16 protein-coding genes are annotated in these 18,350 nt (G+C 58.4%); 9 read left to right on the top strand and 7 right to left on the bottom strand.

Annotated features, from left to right (window positions below; genetic code table 11):
* The first annotated feature begins 5 nt into the window (after window positions 1-5).
* The 3 genes from HKN06_04755 to HKN06_04745 all read left to right on the top strand — a co-directional run bounded on the left by HKN06_04755 (window position 6) and on the right by HKN06_04745 (window position 2,724).
* Window positions 6-1,061 (top strand): hypothetical protein, encoded by a 1,056-nt coding sequence (locus HKN06_04755; protein ID NNF60626.1) that lies wholly within the window; start codon window positions 6-8, stop codon window positions 1,059-1,061.
* Between the two features lie 86 nt (window positions 1,062-1,147).
* Window positions 1,148-2,254 (top strand): PQQ-dependent sugar dehydrogenase, encoded by a 1,107-nt coding sequence (locus tag HKN06_04750; GenBank protein NNF60625.1) that lies wholly within the window; start codon window positions 1,148-1,150, stop codon window positions 2,252-2,254.
* Window positions 2,255-2,301: 47 nt separating this feature from the next.
* Complete coding sequence (locus HKN06_04745) at window positions 2,302-2,724, top strand: hydrogenase (GenBank protein ID NNF60624.1); 423 nt, start codon at window positions 2,302-2,304, stop codon at window positions 2,722-2,724.
* 14 nt (window positions 2,725-2,738) lie between these two features.
* Here the strand turns inward: HKN06_04745 and HKN06_04740 are convergent, their stop codons facing one another.
* The gene (locus tag HKN06_04740) at window positions 2,739-3,974 is read right to left on the bottom strand and encodes an HlyC/CorC family transporter (protein NNF60623.1); all 1,236 of its coding nucleotides are present in this window, start codon (window positions 3,972-3,974) and stop codon (window positions 2,739-2,741) included.
* A 173-nt stretch (window positions 3,975-4,147) separates the two neighbouring features.
* On the opposite strand from HKN06_04740, the gene HKN06_04735 reads away from it, so the two are divergent.
* The gene (locus HKN06_04735) at window positions 4,148-4,513 is read left to right on the top strand and encodes a DUF1428 family protein (protein ID NNF60622.1); all 366 of its coding nucleotides are present in this window, start codon (window positions 4,148-4,150) and stop codon (window positions 4,511-4,513) included.
* Between the two features lie 120 nt (window positions 4,514-4,633).
* Here HKN06_04735 and HKN06_04730 read toward each other — a convergent pair whose 3' ends face one another.
* Complete coding sequence (locus tag HKN06_04730) at window positions 4,634-5,440, bottom strand: DUF2182 domain-containing protein (GenBank protein ID NNF60621.1); 807 nt, start codon at window positions 5,438-5,440, stop codon at window positions 4,634-4,636.
* 7 nt (window positions 5,441-5,447) lie between these two features.
* Window positions 5,448-6,080, bottom strand: a complete 633-nt coding sequence (locus HKN06_04725; protein ID NNF60620.1) for a DUF1326 domain-containing protein — start codon at window positions 6,078-6,080, stop codon at window positions 5,448-5,450.
* Window positions 6,081-6,381: 301 nt separating this feature from the next.
* Between HKN06_04725 and HKN06_04720 the strand changes: the two genes are divergently transcribed.
* Both HKN06_04720 and HKN06_04715 read left to right on the top strand, forming a co-directional pair.
* Window positions 6,382-6,759 carry a hypothetical protein gene (locus tag HKN06_04720; GenBank protein NNF60619.1) on the top strand — a complete coding sequence of 126 codons (378 nt, stop codon included), beginning with the start codon at window positions 6,382-6,384 and terminating at the stop codon, window positions 6,757-6,759.
* Between the two features lie 10 nt (window positions 6,760-6,769).
* A complete protein-coding gene (locus HKN06_04715) occupies window positions 6,770-7,504 on the top strand; it encodes a hypothetical protein (GenBank protein NNF60618.1) in 735 nt (244 codons plus the stop codon).
* Between the two features lie 155 nt (window positions 7,505-7,659).
* Here HKN06_04715 and HKN06_04710 read toward each other — a convergent pair whose 3' ends face one another.
* Both HKN06_04710 and HKN06_04705 read right to left on the bottom strand, forming a co-directional pair.
* The gene (locus tag HKN06_04710; GenBank protein NNF60617.1) at window positions 7,660-9,336 is read right to left on the bottom strand and encodes a hypothetical protein; all 1,677 of its coding nucleotides are present in this window, start codon (window positions 9,334-9,336) and stop codon (window positions 7,660-7,662) included.
* Window positions 9,337-9,472: 136 nt separating this feature from the next.
* Complete coding sequence (locus HKN06_04705; GenBank protein NNF60616.1) at window positions 9,473-10,150, bottom strand: thrombospondin type 3 repeat:Cna B-type; 678 nt, start codon at window positions 10,148-10,150, stop codon at window positions 9,473-9,475.
* A 325-nt stretch (window positions 10,151-10,475) separates the two neighbouring features.
* Between HKN06_04705 and HKN06_04700 the strand changes: the two genes are divergently transcribed.
* Entirely contained in the window at window positions 10,476-12,062 is a 1,587-nt protein-coding gene (locus HKN06_04700) for an AbgT family transporter (protein ID NNF60615.1), read from the top strand.
* Between the two features lie 291 nt (window positions 12,063-12,353).
* Here the strand turns inward: HKN06_04700 and HKN06_04695 are convergent, their stop codons facing one another.
* Window positions 12,354-13,823 (bottom strand): SH3 domain-containing protein, encoded by a 1,470-nt coding sequence (locus HKN06_04695; GenBank protein ID NNF60614.1) that lies wholly within the window; start codon window positions 13,821-13,823, stop codon window positions 12,354-12,356.
* Window positions 13,824-14,164: 341 nt separating this feature from the next.
* Between HKN06_04695 and HKN06_04690 the strand changes: the two genes are divergently transcribed.
* A complete protein-coding gene (locus tag HKN06_04690) occupies window positions 14,165-14,416 on the top strand; it encodes a hypothetical protein (protein NNF60613.1) in 252 nt (83 codons plus the stop codon).
* A gap of 333 nt (window positions 14,417-14,749) precedes the next feature.
* Here HKN06_04690 and HKN06_04685 read toward each other — a convergent pair whose 3' ends face one another.
* A complete protein-coding gene (locus HKN06_04685; protein NNF60612.1) occupies window positions 14,750-17,488 on the bottom strand; it encodes an HAD-IC family P-type ATPase in 2,739 nt (912 codons plus the stop codon).
* Window positions 17,489-17,892: 404 nt separating this feature from the next.
* On the opposite strand from HKN06_04685, the gene HKN06_04680 reads away from it, so the two are divergent.
* A complete protein-coding gene (locus tag HKN06_04680) occupies window positions 17,893-18,288 on the top strand; it encodes a DUF2721 domain-containing protein (GenBank protein ID NNF60611.1) in 396 nt (131 codons plus the stop codon).
* The last annotated feature ends 62 nt before the right edge of the window (window positions 18,289-18,350 follow it).

The following is an 18,350-nucleotide window of genomic DNA, read 5'->3' as shown; positions in this document are numbered from 1 at the left end:
GCGCAATGCGTCTGGCGACTGATCGTACGGCAATCCGTCGGCTTATCGGCCACGGCTCGCTTACACTCGTGTTGCTGTCGCTGCTGGTCGCGTGTGTTCCCGGTCAGTTCATCGGCAAAAAGGCGCGCTGCAATTTCCCCGGCATCCAGTCCGTTGACGTGTCTTCTGACGACGGCATGCTGCTGTTCAGCTATTGCGACGAAGACAATACCTATGTTGCCACCTCGGGTATCGATGGCGACGATGTGAAGGTGATCCGGCGCGCAGATGACAACGCAATTTTTCAACGGGTAGTGTTCAGCCCGGACAACCAGCAGATCTATTTCATCAGGCGCTCGTCGCGTGACAAGAGCTACCTGTACGCGATGGACGTTGACGGCAGTAACGTGCAGTCGGTGACCTCAGGTGGGCCGGGCACAAATAACGTGCTGGATTTCGTCATCGCTGCTGACGGTCAGCGGATTTACTACAGCAGTGCCGGCATATTCCGGTCCTATTCGCCGGTTGCCGCGGCAAGGCCGCATGACGTGGATTTTTATTCAATGAAGCTCAACGGCACTGACATTAGAAAGATCACGCAAATGCACGCCTACGCAATCAACGGCGTCGCGGTTTCCCGTGACGAAAGCGAGCTGTACTACTACGGTGGTGTAGTTGATATCGCAAGCGGCGCCTACCAGGGGCCGCTGCCATTTACGCTGTCGCCGGAGGCGGGGATTACCGGAGAGATCGCCGCATGGACCTCACCTCACCCGATGTCCGAAGTCTCCGGCGACGGCCTGCTGCTGGTAGCGTGCGGCAAACGGGACAAGCCGGGGCAGCAAAGGTGGGAGGAGGTGGCCGGTTACGGGTTGTACGTCAATGACACCAAAAGCCGACTGCTGACAAGAGAAATTGTGTGGCTGCATGCGTATCTGGATTCGCCGACCTGGCGGCACCGCGGCGACGGTGTTTTGTTTATCAGGAATGACTTGTTGAGCGGCGCCAGAAACTACAGTCAGCTGTGGTACGTTCAGACCGACGGCAGTGACCTGGAGCGGATACTGCTCGACCTGCCATAGCAACTGTTCGTGCCTGCCCCTTTGTCATACCAGCCACTTTGCGGTAAAAAGACCAGTCTGGAACAAGCTTGAAACGGACGCATTTAATGTATCGAACCCCAGCCATATTACTGGCAGCCGGCCTGGCTGCGTGCGCAGCAGCACAGCAGCCGTCAAACCTGCCATTTACCGTGACACCCGTCGCCGAATTCAATGAACCGTGGGCGATGACATTCATGCCGGACGGCAAGCTGCTCGTTACGGAAAAGCGCGGCCGCCTGTTTGTCGTCACGCAGGATGGCGGCAAGTCGTTGCCAATCGAAGACGTGCCCGATGTAGCTTATCGCGGCCAGGGCGGTCTCGGCGATGTCATCCTGCATCCGCAGTTCGATGACAATAACCTCATCTATCTCAGCTATGCCGAGTCAGGTGTGGGCAACACGCGTGGTGCGGCAGTCGCACGCGCGCAGCTGGTATACGACGCGAAGCGGATGCGCGGGCGTCTGGAAGATGTCGAGGTGGTGTGGCGGCAGATTCCAAAGGTAACCGACGATGGTCACTACGGTCACCGCATGGCGTTCGATAAGGACGGCTACCTGTTTATTTCCAGCGGTGAACGGCAGAAGTTTGACCCGGCTCAGGATATGACCGGAAACCTCGGCAAGATTGTGCGTCTGCACGATGATGGATCTGTGCCCGATGACAACCCCTTTGCCGATCGCGGTGATGTAACAGCCCAGATCTGGTCACTGGGGCACCGCAACCCGCTGGGCCTGGCATTCGATAGCGAGGGGCGCCTTTGGAACAACGAAATGGGACCGCTGCATGGCGATGAGCTGAACCTGATCGTCCCCGGAGAAAACTACGGTTACCCGATTGTCTCCGACGGCGACCACTACAGCGGCGAACCGATTCCCGATCACGACACGCGGCCGGAATTTGCCGCGCCGGCCATCTCATGGGTGCCGACAATCGCGCCGGCCGGGCTGGTGTTTTATTCCGGCAAGACGTTCCCTGACTGGCAAGGTTCCGCGTTCATTGGCGGCCTGCGCTCGCAGGCGCTGATCCGGATTGAGTTTGATGGCGAAAAAGCAAACGAGGCAGAGCGCTTCAGCATGGGCAAACGAATTCGCGAAGTGGAGCAGGGGCCGGGCGGCGCCCTGTGGCTGCTGGAAGACCGCGATGGCGGGCGTTTGCTGAAGCTGACCCCCTGAGCGACGCTTTTCATGCGCGCTGATCACTTTGTTCAAAGGAGCAATTCGTGAGTAAAGCGATCATCAGGCATGGCTTCATCCTGATCCTGCTTGCGCTCATGTCCGGGTTGTTTATCCCGTCCATGCCAATACCGCGGCTTGGACTGTCTGCTCACACGATAGGAATTCTGAGCGGCGTCCTGTTTATTGCTATCGGTGCAATCTGGCAGGAATTCAATCTGTCGCCGCGTCAGCTCCAGATCATGTTCTGGTCATGGTTGTATTCCGGTTACATCAACTGGCTGGGTTGCCTGGTGGGTGCCCTTGCGGGCGCCGGAAAGACGACGCCGGTTGCGTCCGCCGGAGCGAAGGGGTCGGCGATGGCAGAAACACTGGTCGCGATCCTTCTTGGCAGCGTTGCGCTGGCTTCGTTTGTCGCCGTGGTTCTTTCAATTTGGGGGCTAAGCAGGCGAGCAGGGTCTGCCGGCTGACCAGCGCGCCCGCGTCACGAGATGATGCGGCGGATCTCGACACGCTCGGCGCGGCGCGGGCCGGCGCTGAGTACTTCAAAGCGATAGTCGCGCCACTCGACCACATCGCCTTTCTTTGGCAGGTGGCCAAGTTGTTCGTTGAGCAACCCGCCCAGCGTGATGGCGTCGATGCCGGGCGTCCGGCGAATACCCAGATGGCGGCACAGGCTGCGCAGTTCGACCGAGGCGTGAGCATGCAGTGAGCCATCGCTCTGTGGCCAGATCTGTTCAGTGACCGGGTCGCTTTCATCGTCGATCTCGCCGACGATTTCCTCGAGAATGTCTTCCAGCGTCACCAGTCCTTCCATGCCGCCGTACTCATCCACCACCAGTGCCTGGTGCCGCTTTATCTGCTGGAAACTCCACAGCAACCGGTCGAGCGCCTTGCCCTCGGGAATGATAAACGGCTCGTGCACCAGGTCCTGCCAGTCAATCTCCACGTCGGGATTGGCCTGCAGCCAGTGCAGGATTTCCTTGGTATAGACGGTGCCCGCAACCTGGTCGAGGTCGCCGGTCGGTGTGTAAGGGAAGCGGCTGTAACCCGATGTTTCGATAATCTGTGCTACTTCGTCGCGGCCAAGGCTTGCTGTCATATAAGTTATCGCCGAGCGCGGCACCATGACATCGGCCGCAGTAAGCTGGCGCAGTCGCGTAGCCCCGACGATCATCCCGGCGGTCTGCGCGCCGACGACGCCTTCGTTGCGACCGACGGCGGCCATCAGGCGGATTTCCTCAATAGAGGTCACCGGCTGCTTGCGACTGCCGCGCAGGGCACGCGAAATCGAGCTACTCAAATGGACCAGTGGGCCCAGGCCAAACGTCAATGCGCGAATGCCATGGGCAACGGGTATCGCCAGTGCCTTGGTAAACACCACGCCGGCAGTCTTTGGCACAATTTCGGTTAGCAGCAGCACGGCAAGAGTAAACACGATTGTGAACAACCACAGCGTCTGCGGGCTGAACACCTCGGAATAGCTGGCGCCAGCCACCGCGGCACCAACGGTATGAGCAGCGGTGTTGACGATCAGTATCGCCGCAATCGGTGTGTCGATATCGCGCTTGAACCCGGCAAGCAGCCGGCTGGCAGTCGGGTGCCTGGTGTCCAGCGATTCAATCTGGGCGTGGTTGATCGACAGCAGCACCGATTCGAAAATCGAGCACATGAAGCTCACTACCAGGACAACAGAAACAGCGACAGCAAAAACCAGCATGACGGCACCGTGGAAAGCCTGTGAAACAGAGTGCCAGTCTACTGCATATTGGGGGCAGTACATGTATGCCTGTACATGTACTGTCCCCATTCTGCCGGGGCGTTTCTCGCAGCAAATCTTTCCGCCTCTGCTAAAGTCAGGTTGATCGTGCGTCTTGTTTGGGGGAGATAGAGATGGCCTATGTCGATGGTTACGTGGTACCGGTAAAGAAAGCGCGGGTCGATGAATACCGGCGTATGGCGCGCAAGGCCGGCAAGATCTGGCTCGAGCACGGCGCGCTCGAGTATGTCGAATGCATCGCGGAAGACGTGCAGAAGGGCAAAGTCACGTCCTTCCCGCAGGCGCTCAAGCTCAAGCGCACCGAAGTGGCCGCGTTCTCCTGGATTGTGTACCGGTCGCGCAAGTCCCGCGACCGTATCAATCAACTGGTAATGGAAGACCCGCGTCTGCAGGAGTTCAAGGATGCAAAAAAACTGCCGTTCGACCTGCAACGCATGTTCTTTGGTGGTTTCAAACCGCTGGTGCGCATGAAGAAATAGGCGCGGGCCGGGCACCGACAGGCCGGCTCATACCGGCACCCCGGGGAAAGTCGCCCTGGCAACGTGGTTGTCTCACGCACGTGCATGGCGAGTGGGCAGGATGCGGGCAGTCGAAACTGGCTACATCCGGATAAGCACTACGCCCCAGATGACCAGCAGGATGCCGGTTGCCATGCCCACCCGGTGACCACGCGGTATCGTTTTCTCCAGCAGGACAAACAACGCAAGGCCGGCGATCCAGTAAAGGTTCATCACGCCGCCGACAAACAGCAGCGCCATCAGGATCCAGCAGCAGCCCAGGCAAAACGCGCCGTGTTCCAGCCCCATCACAAACGCGCCGGCATTACCCTGACGCCAGTGCTGCATTACAAAGGAGAAGGGCGTACGGCAGTGTTTGAGGCAGGCTTGTTTTAGCGGTGTCAGCTGATAAAGGCCGGCCGCGATCAGCAAACCGCCGCCAAGCAACTGGCTGGTGCTGTTGAGCATCGGCGAAATCAATTCACTTTGCTGCAGCAGCCACTGCAGGCCCGTTGCCAGCACGCTGAATAAAGCCCAGACAACCAGGTAACCCAGCACGAAAATGCCTACCGGCACGGCGGGAGAGGTCTGGTCCGGTTTTTGGCGATGCACATGTGCAAACAGCAGAATCATCGGGGCCGCGCTGGGCAGCATCATGGCGACCATCATCACCCACCACATGGCAACCATCAGTGCCGCGTACCCGAACGACCAGACGGCAGACTGCATCATCATCGATGATTGCTGGCCGGGAAGCGGGGTCATGGCCGTCATTTCCCAGGCATTCATGCCCATGCCGACGCCGGCCAGCGTGTAAATCCAGGCAAGCAGGACGATACCCAGCAGGCCTGCTGCAACGATCAGCCTGTCACGCTTTAACAGCGACTCGAGTGCGTCGGGCGACACCAATGAATTATCAGCGAATCACACCGCTCTGGTTCATGTTCAGCACCGCCCAGTGGGCATGAGTGCTGTCCATCGTCAATGGGATTGCACCTGTTGTTGTCGTCTTGCCACTGCCAATTTCCGCGGTAACGTACTCGAAGCCTTCGGGCATGCTGATCTGCGCACGATGTGCCGCGCCAGTCACCGGATTACGGATCGGTTCGCCTTGCGCCTCGATAACGCCTTCTACCCGAACGGTGGCGGTGCGCCCGTCCACATCGACTTTGATGTCGATTGGCATAAACAGCGGATCGTGCAACGTTGTCATTGTGGAGGCAAAAACATTGAAGTGGGTTGCACCGGGCTCGGTATCCGCACCGGACAGGATCGCCAGCAACGCCTCGCGCTGTTGTTCATCCGCATTCTTGTCAATAATGATTTGCACCGAACCCTGGCCTTCATGAATAGGTCCGGGCCAGCTGAGGATTGATGCCCATTTCAGGCCTTCCAGGCTGACATCTCCATAGTGACCGTCCTCTATGCGGCCTGCAGCAATCGCATAACAGCGACCGGAGGTTGGCATTGCGTTGAATTGACAGGGGCAGCCGTAATCGCAATTACAGTTGGTAAACTGCGGGCCCTTGATGTGCCATTCCGTCGTCATGACGTAACCTCACCGGTGCGGGTTCCGGCCGAGTATATCGCGTATGAAATCTACAAGGCCGGACTCAGTCTTAAGCCGAAGATCATGCAGCTAAACAGAATCTAAAAAGACCGGTTGCAACTGCGTCGAACCGAGAGTCGATGCAACACGTGTTTTACAGAATGTTTGTTTGACCCCCCTCTTCGCCATTCTGCTCTTGTTCCCAATGGGCCGGCGGCCCGGAAACAGGACTCGAGTCACATTTTCAGCTGAGCGGTCATTATAGAGTTAGACCGTTTTTACCCTCACGAGGCAGGTTGTCATGTCAACACGCTCGGCGATTCGAATTGCCATAAGTACACTCACTATTGCCCTGGTTGGCTGCGCTTCAACTATTGGCAACGTGGTGGACCTGGAACAAACCACATTCAGGGTTGGGGCAACTCATAAAAGTGAAGTTGCCAACGTGCTCGGATTTCCTGCCAATCGTGAAACTGACGATTCGCTTGAATACTGGGGCTATCGCCAGAAACCTGAACTGACCGGCCTGGTTTACGCGCTGCCGACCGGCTCAAATACGGTTACCACCTACACCGCTACGAAGACATCTGGCCCGACAATGATGGATTCAGTTGCCGTGATTTATACATTCGATGCCGACGGAATACTGACCAGTGTTTTCGAAAGCGACCAGGACTAGAGGATTTATCATGATTAACAAACTTACACTTGGATTAGCACTCGCTGTCATCTGCAGCGGCTGTGCCTCAACGGCAAAGCTGACGCCGGAAGTGGCCAGCGACGTGCAAAATGGCAATGTGGCAGCCGCGTTCTTTGTTGAAGGCAAGAAAATTGTCTATGACGAACTGGTTTACAAAGTACTCTGGAATGAGAATCGTTCGCAGGAGTCCGTTTTCGAAGGGTCCTGGGATGTCGATCAGGAAGTAACTACCACTTTCGCACAGAGCCTGTCCGCTGTAGGCGTGACGGCGCAACCTGTAGGCAGGTTCCTGTCGGATCAATCACTCGCCGCAAAATTCAAGCAGTCCATCCTTAACACCCGGGATGCCAGCGGCATGAATACAGCGATGTCTCTGGATGCCGAAGTCAGGGATGCGTTTGTACAGGCGGGTGTCGACCACCTGATTCTGTTGCGCGCCGCCCATTATCGAGTCCAGAAAGTGTCCGGGTTCAGCCCGCAGTTCATGCTCCCCTCAATGCTGATCGTATTTGACGTGCGCAGTGGGCAGCAGCTCTACTCCGAGCCATTTGGCCTTGGCGGAAAAATTGCGGTCGAAAAATCGCCGCGAGAAGTTGAAGCAAACGACCTTTCGAAGTTAAAAGCCGCAACGCACGAATGGGTAAATACGGCTACAACGACTCGTCTTCCAGACGCGCTTGGCTTCGTCCCGGCAAAAGTCGCAGTGGCCAGCACTACGCAGTGATCCCGATACAGCGGTTTTGACCGCAGGTCGAAGAAAAGGGGCAGTTAACTGCCCCTTTTCTTTGGGTAATCGAAATTGGGGCCAGATCGATATTTTGCTGTAACAACTGTCACAAGACTCTCGACCTGCCGCCGTTTTTGATTACAGGCCCGGGTTCAGGGGCAGGGCGGTAACACTCCGAGAATCGAGAACGCAGTCTGGAAAACATTGCCCGAGTAACAGTTGCTAGGGTCCACCGAGAGCAGTGACAGGTCGGCGGCCGCAAAACCGAATGGATTACCCGGATCGACGTTTGTACCGTTGTTGAGCACAACGTTGTCAATAACCATGTTATTGGTTGCCGACTGGTCGGCAAGAAATTCCGGGGTAATCGACGAATCCATGCCGGCAAAACAATCGAACGGCGTGGCCGTTACCGTCAGACAGTAGTCGGCGATGGCGACGCCGACAAAGTCGTTGTTCTCGATCAGGTTGTTGGTAATGGTCGAGTTGTCGACACCCAGGTAGAGAACGCCGGTTCCCGACGGTACAAAGGAAAGGATTGAACCGGGCCGGGCAGTGTTGGGCTTGTTGTTACTGTGAATATGGTTGCCACGCAGTTCGATGCGATTGGCGCCGGGGCGATCATCAAAGATATCCGGCAGCAGCAGAATAGCCGCACCGACCGTATTGTCGTGCGACTCGTTGTAGGCCAGCGTGATGTCGTCACTGTTGGAAACTTCGAGGCCGTTGACGTTGCCGCTGACTTCGCTGTTTCGCACCACAACGTTTTCAGAGGTTTCCACCCAGATACCACTGTCCAGGTCAGACCCGACTGCCTTGCTGTGGCTGATCAGGCCGTTCTTCGACAGCGTCGGGAATATTCCGTAGTTGCGGTTGTTGATCGATTCAACACCGATGATACGAAAGCCATCAACGTTTTCGGTGAACAGCCCATTGTTGCGAAAACCCTGGATGGTGATATTGCGTATTTCAATGCCATGCATCATCGGGTCACGCATCTGCATGCCTTCCTGCATACGCACGCGCAGGGGGAAGGGCGGTGCAAGGTCAGAATGACAGCTCATGCAGGCGGTTCGGTCTTCGGGTACGACAACAATCCCGTTACGCTGGTTGCCGGCATTTTCGAGTATGACTTTCTTGTTTGGTGTGCGTTGACCCACCAGCGTGATGCCGCTCTTGGAGATTTCCAGCCCGTTGGTCGGGTTTTGCAGCTCACGGTAGGTGCCGGCCTTGATATAGATACGTGTGCCCGGCCGGGCGCGGTCGATGGCCTGCTGGATCGATTGGCCTCGATTCACCACGATGGTTTTGCGTTTCAGCTGCCCCGGCGGCAGGTCAGCATCGTCGTCTGGCGGTTCGGGTGGTGGCGGTGGCGGCGGTTCAGTGCCATCGGGATCGAGCGGGCCGATGACATCTGGCGGCAGGTTGCCATCGACAGTGCCGCTCCGCGTATACCAGGTGTTGAACGGGCCTTCGGTCCAGCCGGGCTGGGTGCTCACGCCGATTTCCATGATGTTGTCGACGCCGGTGCCGTCGGAGTTTTCCAGCTCGACGCAAAAAAAGGCCTCGGCATTGCTAACGATGCCGTTACCGTTCAGATCGCAGCCGGTCTCGGCGAGTGCTTCGAGAATATTCCAGCCATAACCATTCCACGGGCTGCCACCGTTGCCATTCACATGACACAGCTGGCAGCCGGCGTTATTGCCCGAGTCGGACGTTGCCGCATAGCGATCCTGCCAGGCATTCAGCGTTTGCGGAAAAGCGCCGGCGCTGCCGGCGGCGAGCAGCGTGCCTAAACCGATCAGCACGGCGGTTGTTCTGGAAGTCATAGCCCCCTCCCCGTTGTATCTCGTTATTCCCCAAGCCTAGTGGGCCCGCCGGCTTTTGCAAAGTCAGGCGTGTTGTCCCGGCCAAAAAAAAGCCCCGCGTAAAGCGGGGCTGTTCATCTTCAATGCCTTATGAGGGCTATGCAGCCCGTTTTCTGAACAGGCCCAGCGGTGCCAGCGCGCCCAGCATCAGCAGCAATGCGCCCGGTACCGGGATGACCACTGACAGGTTATCGATGGCACCGGAGCCGCCCATGTTGATGTCCATGGCCGTTACGCCGCCGACATTCATGAACAGGCGCTGCCACTGCCTGTCGCCACCGGTGGAGGGAATAGCGAAAACCGCGAGTACGCCGCTGGTGCCGTAAAGAACGACATCACCGGTCTCGGCGCCTTCGATATCGAAGAAATCCAGGCTGTTGATCAGCACTGCATTAGCGAAATCAAAGCGGATGGTTCCGGCCGGCCGTGCGCCCTGGTCGTCGGGGTCGCCGCAGGTGTTGGCATCGCAGGTATCGTTTTCCTGCAGGATGAGCAGGTTGCCCGGCGACAGTTCGCCCAGCGTGTTACCCGGCCCCGGCGCGAACGGTGCGGCCAGGTCGGTGTCACCACCGGTCGGGTTGTTGGAATCGAAAATGACCGCGGCGTTAGGCGCACCGCCAACACCAGTGGCGCTGACAGTAATACCGAACGCGAGAAATTCATCATCGATGATGGTGCCGGCAGCGATGCTTTCAAAATCCAGAACCATTGCGTTAACGGCAGCCGTCATCGACAGCAGGCCGGTCGCCAGCAGAGCCTTAAGCAGAAATTTCATTGACCTCTCCTTTTCATTATTACCGGCTTCTTAAGTCAGGGGCCGGTTTAATATGTAAGACGAGTTTACGCCCATGGCAGGCCGGCGGCCAGCGAAAAATTGTCCTCAATCGTAATCCGACCCATCCGCCAGCGCTGGCAACCTGTTGAATGACAATGAAAAACAGATTCAGCATCGGCGGAAGGCGGGGGCCGTCAGCAGGCCGTTCAGCCCGCCCCCGGTGCGGGCCGGTGGTTCGCCTCGCCCGCCGCCTGCGTCTGTCGCATTGACGGCCCATGCCGTTTAGCGTTTGCTTCGTCTTTTCCGCCGACAAAGACACACGCGTATGACAACCCGACCCCGGAACCGCCCTGAAGACAACTGGTTATCCCGGTTCCTGCACGTCGTGGAATGGCTGGGCAATGCACTGCCGCACCCGGTATCGCTGTTCGCCCTGTTCGCGGCCGGCGTGGTCGTGCTGTCGGGAATACTCGGCTTCTTTGACCTTGCCGTCATTGACCCGCGCCCGGAAGGCGCCAAGGGTCGTGCCGCCAACGGCATGATCGAAGTCGTCAGCCTGATGAATGCCGAAGGGCTGCGAATGATCGTGCTCAACCTGGTGCGAAACTTTGTCGAGTTCGCGCCGCTCGGTACTGTACTGGTCGCGTTGCTCGGTGTTGGCGTGGCAGAACGTTCCGGCTGGCTCACCGCGGTGATCCGCGGCATGGTATTGAACGCACCGCCGAGCCTGGTGACGATCATCATCGTGTTTGCCGGTGTGTTGTCCAACACCGCATCAGAAATGGGTTACGTCGTGCTGGTGCCGCTGGCCGCCGTGGTTTTTTACTCGCTCGGCCGGCACCCGCTGGCCGGCCTGGCGGCCGCCTTTGCCGGTGTGTCGGGCGGCTACAGCGCCAACCTGCTGATCGGCACCGTCGACCCGCTGCTGTCCGGTATTACCACCGAAGCGGCGCGCCTGATCGACCCGGTTTATGAAGTCGACGTCAGCGCCAACTGGTTTTTCATGATCGCCAGCACCTTTTTAATTACGGCGATCGGCAGCTTTATCAGCCTGAAGGTGGTCGAGCCTTCGCTGGGCCCGTACACGGACAAGCCCGAGGATGCCGACGACGAGGATGCCCACCGCATGGACCCGCTCTCCGCGCAGGAGAAAAAAGGCCTGTGGCACTCGTTGTGGGCAACGCTGATCTTTGCCGGCGTGATCGCGGCAATGGTGGTGCCCGAGGGCGGCATCCTGCGTAACCAGGAAACCGGCGCGGTCGCAGGTTCGCCGTTCCTGCGCGGCATCGTCGCCATCATCTTTGTGTATTTCCTGCTGATCGGCATCGTTTATGGCCGCGTGGTGGGGACCATCCGCAACGATCGCGATGTCATCAATGCTATGGCGCATGCCATGAGCACGCTGGGCCTTTATATCGCGCTGGTGTTTTTCGCTGCGCAGTTCGTCAAGTTTTTCGGTTGGACCAACCTGGGTTCGATAACCGCGGTTGCCGGCGCAAACTTTCTGCAAACCATCGGACTGACCGGTCCGGGTATATTTTTCCTGTTCATACTCGTGTGCGCCTTCATCAACCTGATGCTGGGCTCGGCCTCGGCGCAGTGGGCCGTAACGGCGCCGATCTTCGTACCGATGCTGATGCTGCTGGGTTATTCGCCCGAGGTGATCCAGGCCGCTTATCGCATTGGCGATTCCAGCACCAACATCATCACGCCGATGATGAGCTACTTTGGTCTCATCATGGCTTTCGTCGCCAGGTATGTGCCAAAGGCCGGCGTCGGCACGCTGATTGCGATGATGCTGCCATACTCGGTGGCCTTCATCATTTTATGGTCGCTGTTCTTCTTTATCTGGACCTTCGTCCTTGGCCTGCCAGTCGGCCCGGCTTCACCGACCTACTACTCTACCGGCTGAAAAATCTCTTATCAGGAGGGGAGTCGCGGCTAAGCGGCTCCCACGATGACTCATCGCGTTCTTGCTCTTGGGATTCGCGGCTAAAGCCGCTCCTACAGTAGCCCAAGCGCAAAAAGTTGGAATCCCGGGCAGCCCGTAGGAGCGGCTGCAGCCGCGAATCCCAAAAGGCAACGCCTTGAACTTCGCGCTTGGCCTGCCGGTCGGCCCGGCTTCACCGACCTACTACCCACCGGCTGAGAAGTCAGCATGCCGTGGCAGTTCATGGTGACCATATCCGGCAGGGATAAGCCGTCAGGGACATCGATTCGCGAGCATCGTGACCTGCTGCTGGGTGAGCGGCGTCATATCCGGCCTGAGAAAGCGTGCGGCAACCCACCCTCGCTGACGGCTGGTCAGCACCTGTTTCCAGCCTTCCGCCCCGCCACAGACAAATACTGACGACCTGTTTGGCAACTTCGTGAGTATCGGCGCGCCGGTGTTCGGTTCGCCGCGTACATTGAGTGGCGAACCGCTGGTTGAAATTAAATACATGCCGGCGTCGGCTGACAGTTGAGGTGCTCTGGAAAGATTCCCCGGCAAAATGCCAGCCAAAGCCAGCTGCGGCGCCCAACCGCTGTTGAGCGGCGCCTGCCCACCCAGCAGTGTCAGTATTATCCATGAGCCGACAACGGCGCCCGCGGCCGAAAGCGACGCGCGACCAATCAATCCCAGGCGTCTCGTCCACTGCGCCCGGCCTGCTGTCGTCTTTTGCAGCTGGCCTTTGCCGGTTACACGCACGAGCTCGCCAGGCAATCCCGGCAGTGTATCGGAATCGGCTCGCAGACGCGGGCTATCCTTATGATGTTCGTTCAGGGCATCGGCTTGCTCGAGCGAAATTTCACCGATGCCGATCTGGGTAAGGAATTGCGCCAGTAGCAGCGTGTCTTTCTTGTCACTGGGCGGAATGTCTGCGAAAGAATCGTAGCGGCCGGCCATATGATTCAGCGTTGTCAGCTCGCAGACCTTGGTGCCGCCCGTGGTTGCAAGCAATAGTGTCAGTCGCAGGCCGGCGATCTTCCAGTCTTTCTTCGGTGCTATTTTATCTGCTGTATGCTCGCCAGCCTTTTCGCTGATGGCGCCGGCTATATCGGCTTCCATGCCTTTGAGGTCGCCGGCCGCCTCGCCCCCGATCGCGCCGACTGCCATGGAGGTGAGTATACGAAGAGCAGATTGCTTGTCGGTAGGCAGACTCAGCGACAGCGACAGAAAATTACCAACGATGTTGTGACGACGGGACCCCAGATAAAACAAATGCAGCGTCTCGCTGTCATCATTCCAGCAGATGACGGACAGCGCTGCCGGAGCAAACATCTGCCTGTCGCCCTGCTTCTGCTTGACTGGCGTAAGGTGGAGATAGATCTCGCGGAATGCGCTGGCTACGGCCATATTTTTGCGCGTCAGTACTTCCCCCGATTCCAGCGTCAAGGTATCGAAAGCCGCCAGCGTCGCCAGTTGTCGCTCCTTATCATTCCGAGGCCAGACACGCTGGATGACCTTGGTCACGATCCAATAGAACAGGATGGCCACCAGGGCCCACACCACGACCGGCGATTGTTCGTAGATATTCAGCAGACCCAGCTTATTAAACCAGGCAGTAAGCGCCGTGCCCGGGGCCAGCGCCCGAAGCACCACTCCTAATAGCGCCATACCGGCGATGAACAGCACCATAAACCGGGTAAACGGGATGAATTCGGTGCGGAACTTGTCAATCGCCTTTTGCATGCTCTCGTCTTGTTGCGCCGGCTTGCTGAGCCGCTGGCGGGTCGGGGCAGCAGTGTGGCCACGCCCTGGTTACCCGAATCCGGCCCATGCGACTGAACCGTATTACCAAAAGATAGTCCAAGACAGTGCGCGTCGCCTGCCAGGCGATTGACTGGGCTCGAACGCCGCTCAATGGTTGATTCGGCTGAAACTTGACCCGGTCTAAGCCGGCTTGCCATGCCGGGTAATCCCCGAGCGGGACGCCAGTGTTACCCGAACGTGCCGCTGTTCACGAAAACGTCGGTAATGCAGAATAATCGGCTGAGGGGGGTCACGCGACCGGTAGAAAAGGACAGGAGCACATGTCGAACCGAATAAAATGCGACACCATCGGGCATCGCAAAGGCTTAATCGAGATCACGCCGGGGATTCATGGCAAATGCATCAACGTCGAGACCTGGAGCATTCACCCTGACATCGATTTGTCGAAGCGTGATATTCGTGATGCCAATTTTCCGGATGAGGGCGTCACCGGTAATACAGAAATCGAGCTGACCGCCGAGCAGGCGCGATCGCTCATAAAAATGCTGCAAAGCGCGCTAGCCGAAACCTGATTCGCAGGCGCCGGACACTGGCCTTCCAGAAGGCACCATGCAGAAACCGGTTCCGCTTCCAACGGCACGCCGCGTCGCAAGCCCAAAACGCGACGAGTCATCGTAGGAGCGGCTTCAGCCGCGAATCCCAACAGCAGAAAGTTGGAATCCCGGCCAACCTGTAGGAGCGGCTTCAGCCGCGAATCCCAAGACCAAAAACGCGATGAGTCGTCGTAGGAGCGGCTTCAGCCGCGGGTCAATAGGGGTCAAGTCTTCCCATTTCCCACAAGCGCCGGCTAATAAACCGGAAATGGGAAATGGGAAATGGGAAATGGGAAGACTTGACCCCTTCGGTCAGGAGCGGTGGCTCGCGGACAGGGTGCCGGGGCCTGGCACAAAGGCTTTGCGCAAGGCCTTGTCGGTCTCGATTGCGATGAAGCTCGGCAGGAAGCACAGCGCGATCAACGGCCACCACTCGGCAGGGATCGGCGCGGTGCGGAAAATCATGGCGGCCGGGGGTACGAACGTCGGGATCAGGCGAATGGCTATGCTGAGCGCGATGCCGGCGAGCAGCCAGCGATTGGAAAATGGACTGAACGTAAAGGCCGAGTCATAAATCGAGCGCGCCGATACGACGTAACCGAAATGCGCTAACAGTATGCCCCAGAACGCTGCCGTCTGTGCCTGGGTCAGTAGAAGCTCGTTTACGATGACGCCGTCGACCACGGCTGCGGCGCCGAAGTGCTGGTAGATAAGGAACCCGGGCACCGCGATTGCCAGGCCCATCACCACCACTCTCTGCAGGAACAGCTTGTTCATGATGTGGGTGTCGGGCCTGCGCGGCGCCTGGTTCAGCAGGCCTTTCTCTTTGACCTCCATCATTAATGGCATGGTCAGCAGCACCGAGTCGAGCAGGTTCACCCACAGGATCTGCACCGGCTCGAGCACAAAGCGGGCAGCGAATACCGGCACGAACGCGGCCAGTAAGATGGCACCCATGATCAGCAGCGCCTGTGCGGCATTGGTCGGTAACGTATACAGAATCGCTTTCTGCAGGTTCTTCCAGGCGTGGCGGCCTTCTTCGACCGCGGCGACGATCGTTGCGAAATTGTCATCTGCCAGCACCATGTCGGACGCTTCCTTGGCCACCTCGGTACCGCTGATACCCATCGCGACACCGATGTCGGCGGCCTTGAGCGCCGGCGCATCGTTCACGCCGTCGCCGGTCATCGCTACGACATGACCATTGGCCTGCAGCGCTTCTGCGATGGCCTTTTTGTGCTCGGGGGCAACGCGGCCGAACACCGATACCTGCTCGGCAACCTCACGCAGCTCCTCTGCGTCCATGTTAGCCAGCTCGGTACCCGTAACGACCCGGTCGGCGTCAATACCGATCTTGCAGGCGATCGCCAATGCTGTCTCCGGATGATCTCCGGTAATCATGACCGTGCGAATGCCGGCCGATTTACACTGACTAACTGCTTCAATAGCAGACGATCGCGGCGGATCGATCATGCCTTGCAGGCCGAGATAGCTCATCGTGCTGAGATCGGCGAACCGCAAGTCATCTCTGTCGGCCGGCAATTCTGTGACCGCGAAGCCCAGCGTGCGCAATGCGTCGCGGGCGAAGTTGCTGGCCATTGCAAGCTCGGCGGCCTGGTCCAATGCAGCATTTTGTCCGTTTGCATCAATCGCATCCGTGCACATTGCAACGACCACTTCCGGCGCGCCCTTCACGAGTACCAGACGGCGTGAGTCCTTTTCGACCAGCACCGCCATGTACTTGGCCGCCGAATCGAACGGAATCTCGTCGAGGCGGCGCACATCATCGCCGACCAGCTCTGCCTTGGTGCCCGAAATCTTCAGTGCAAGCTCGGTAGGATCGCCGGCGCGCGACGTGCCGCTCAAGTACGCGTTGTTGCAATGTAACCCACACTTGAGCAGCTGCATCAGTGCGGGCCTGGCAGGTGGCGGCATGGGGCGTTCGTCGCGAACAAACTGGCCTTCGACGTCATAGCCGGTACCGGTGACGTCGTAGAGTTCGCCGCCGGCAAACACGCGCGTGACCGTCATGCGATTTTCGGTAAGTGTGCCGGTCTTGTCGGAGCAGATGACCGATGTCGCGCCCAGCGTCTCGGCAGCGGGCAGCCTGCGGATCAGTGCTTTGCGGGCCGCCATCGCCACCCCGGACAGGGCCAGGATCGAAGTGACCAGCGCCGGCAGCATTTCCGGGATCGCGGCTACGACCAGTGAAACGGCGCCGAGAAAACTGTAGGAGATGGCGTAGCCGAGCCAGGCGCCGACGACAAAGTTGATGGCGCCGACCACCAGGATGGCAACGATCAGCGTCTGGACAAATTGCTTTATCTGGCGCTGCAGGGGCGTCGGGCCACTGTCGGCGGCAGCGACCATGTCGGCGACATGACCAAAAACGGTTTCCCGGCCGGTCGCCACGACGACGGCCCGGGCCGACCCGCGCGTCAGGAAAGTGCCCGAGAACCCGATGTTGGCCTGGTCACCCGGAACGAGATTCTGCCCGCTCACCACGCCGACCTGCTTGCCGACCGGCACCGACTCGCCGGTGAGGGAAGACTCATCGACATGGATATCCCTGATGTCGATAAAGCGCACGTCGGCCGGGATCTTGTCGCCGCTTTCCAGGATGACGACATCGCCGGGCACGAGCTGGCGTGCCGGAATGCGGCGCCGTGCCTGCTCGCGCTCGACCAGCGCTTCCTGCACCATGAGGTTACGCAACGCTTCGAGCGCGCCCTCGGCCTTGCCCTCCTGCACGAAACCCAGGATCGAATTCAGCAGGACGACGCCGGTAATCACGATGGTGTCCGGCAGCATGTGGGCGCCGAGCGCCGTAAGGATGCCGGTGATGGTCGCGGTCACGAGCAGGATGATGACCATCGGGTCGTTGAACTGGCGCAGAAAACGCACCCAGGCGGGGGTCTTCTCGAACTCGATCTCGTTCGGCCCGTATTGCACGAGCCTGGCGGCCGCCGTTTCCTCGCTGAGCCCGGTGGCTTCCGTCCCGAGCTGCGTGGTCACCTCGGGGACCGACAGCTCGTACCACGTTTTGCTCAACTAACTTTGCTCCTGTCAGCCGATGCACCCACCCACGTGAGCGAGCAAACGACTGCGAGAGCATTATCGATCTAAAGATCGCTGAAGCGCATACGTACTTGTGAGTACACCAGCTAACCGATTTACATAAGAAGTGACAACCTGTAGGAGCGGCTTCTGCGTCAGGAGGTCAAGTCTTCCCATTTCCCATTTTCCGCCGCAGTAACCGTTCCGCTCGCTGCAGCTCCGTTGCCAGTTCGCTGTTGCCTTGTAGGTTTTCCGCCGGCAAACAGCCACTCTAAGACGGATAATCGAGGAACTGCTCGCTGTAACAGCCTGATTATCGGAGGCGTGCGCCTGTCAGCCTTGGTCCGACCCCTGTCACGTTACACTGTTCATCTGCCCGTCATTCCGAAGCCTCGTTTATGCCCATGACCATTACCGTTCCAGCCCTGTTGTTTCCCGCTATCACATTGCTGCTGCTGGCCTATACGAATCGTTTTTTGTCGGTGGCAACGCTCATAAGGAGCCTGCACAAGGTTCATATCGAGAACCCGAGCCAGCCAGCCATTGTCGGTCAGATTGACAATCTCAGACGTCGTGTTCGGCTGATAAAACACATGCAGGTGATGGCCGTATCCAGTTTCGTATTCTGCGTACTCAGCATGTTCCTCGTGTTCAGCGATCTGCTGATGCCGGCAAAGTACAGTTTCGGCATAAGTTTGCTGTTGCTCCTGGCATCTTTGCTGTTCTCGCTGCGTGAGGTAATGATCAGTAACAAGGCGCTCGAACTGGAGCTCAGTGACATGGAGCTGAAATAGGCGCGTCAAAGTAGCCAGTCGAGGAATACGCCTCTACGTGTTTTGTGATCAAACGCGGGCCC

The sequence above is a fragment of the Gammaproteobacteria bacterium genome (assembly GCA_013003425.1).
Taxonomy (GTDB): Bacteria; Pseudomonadota; Gammaproteobacteria; order Steroidobacterales; family JABDKV01; genus JABDJB01.
The sequence above is the reverse complement of the archived record's forward strand: the minus strand, read 5'-3'. Positions and strand labels throughout refer to the sequence as shown.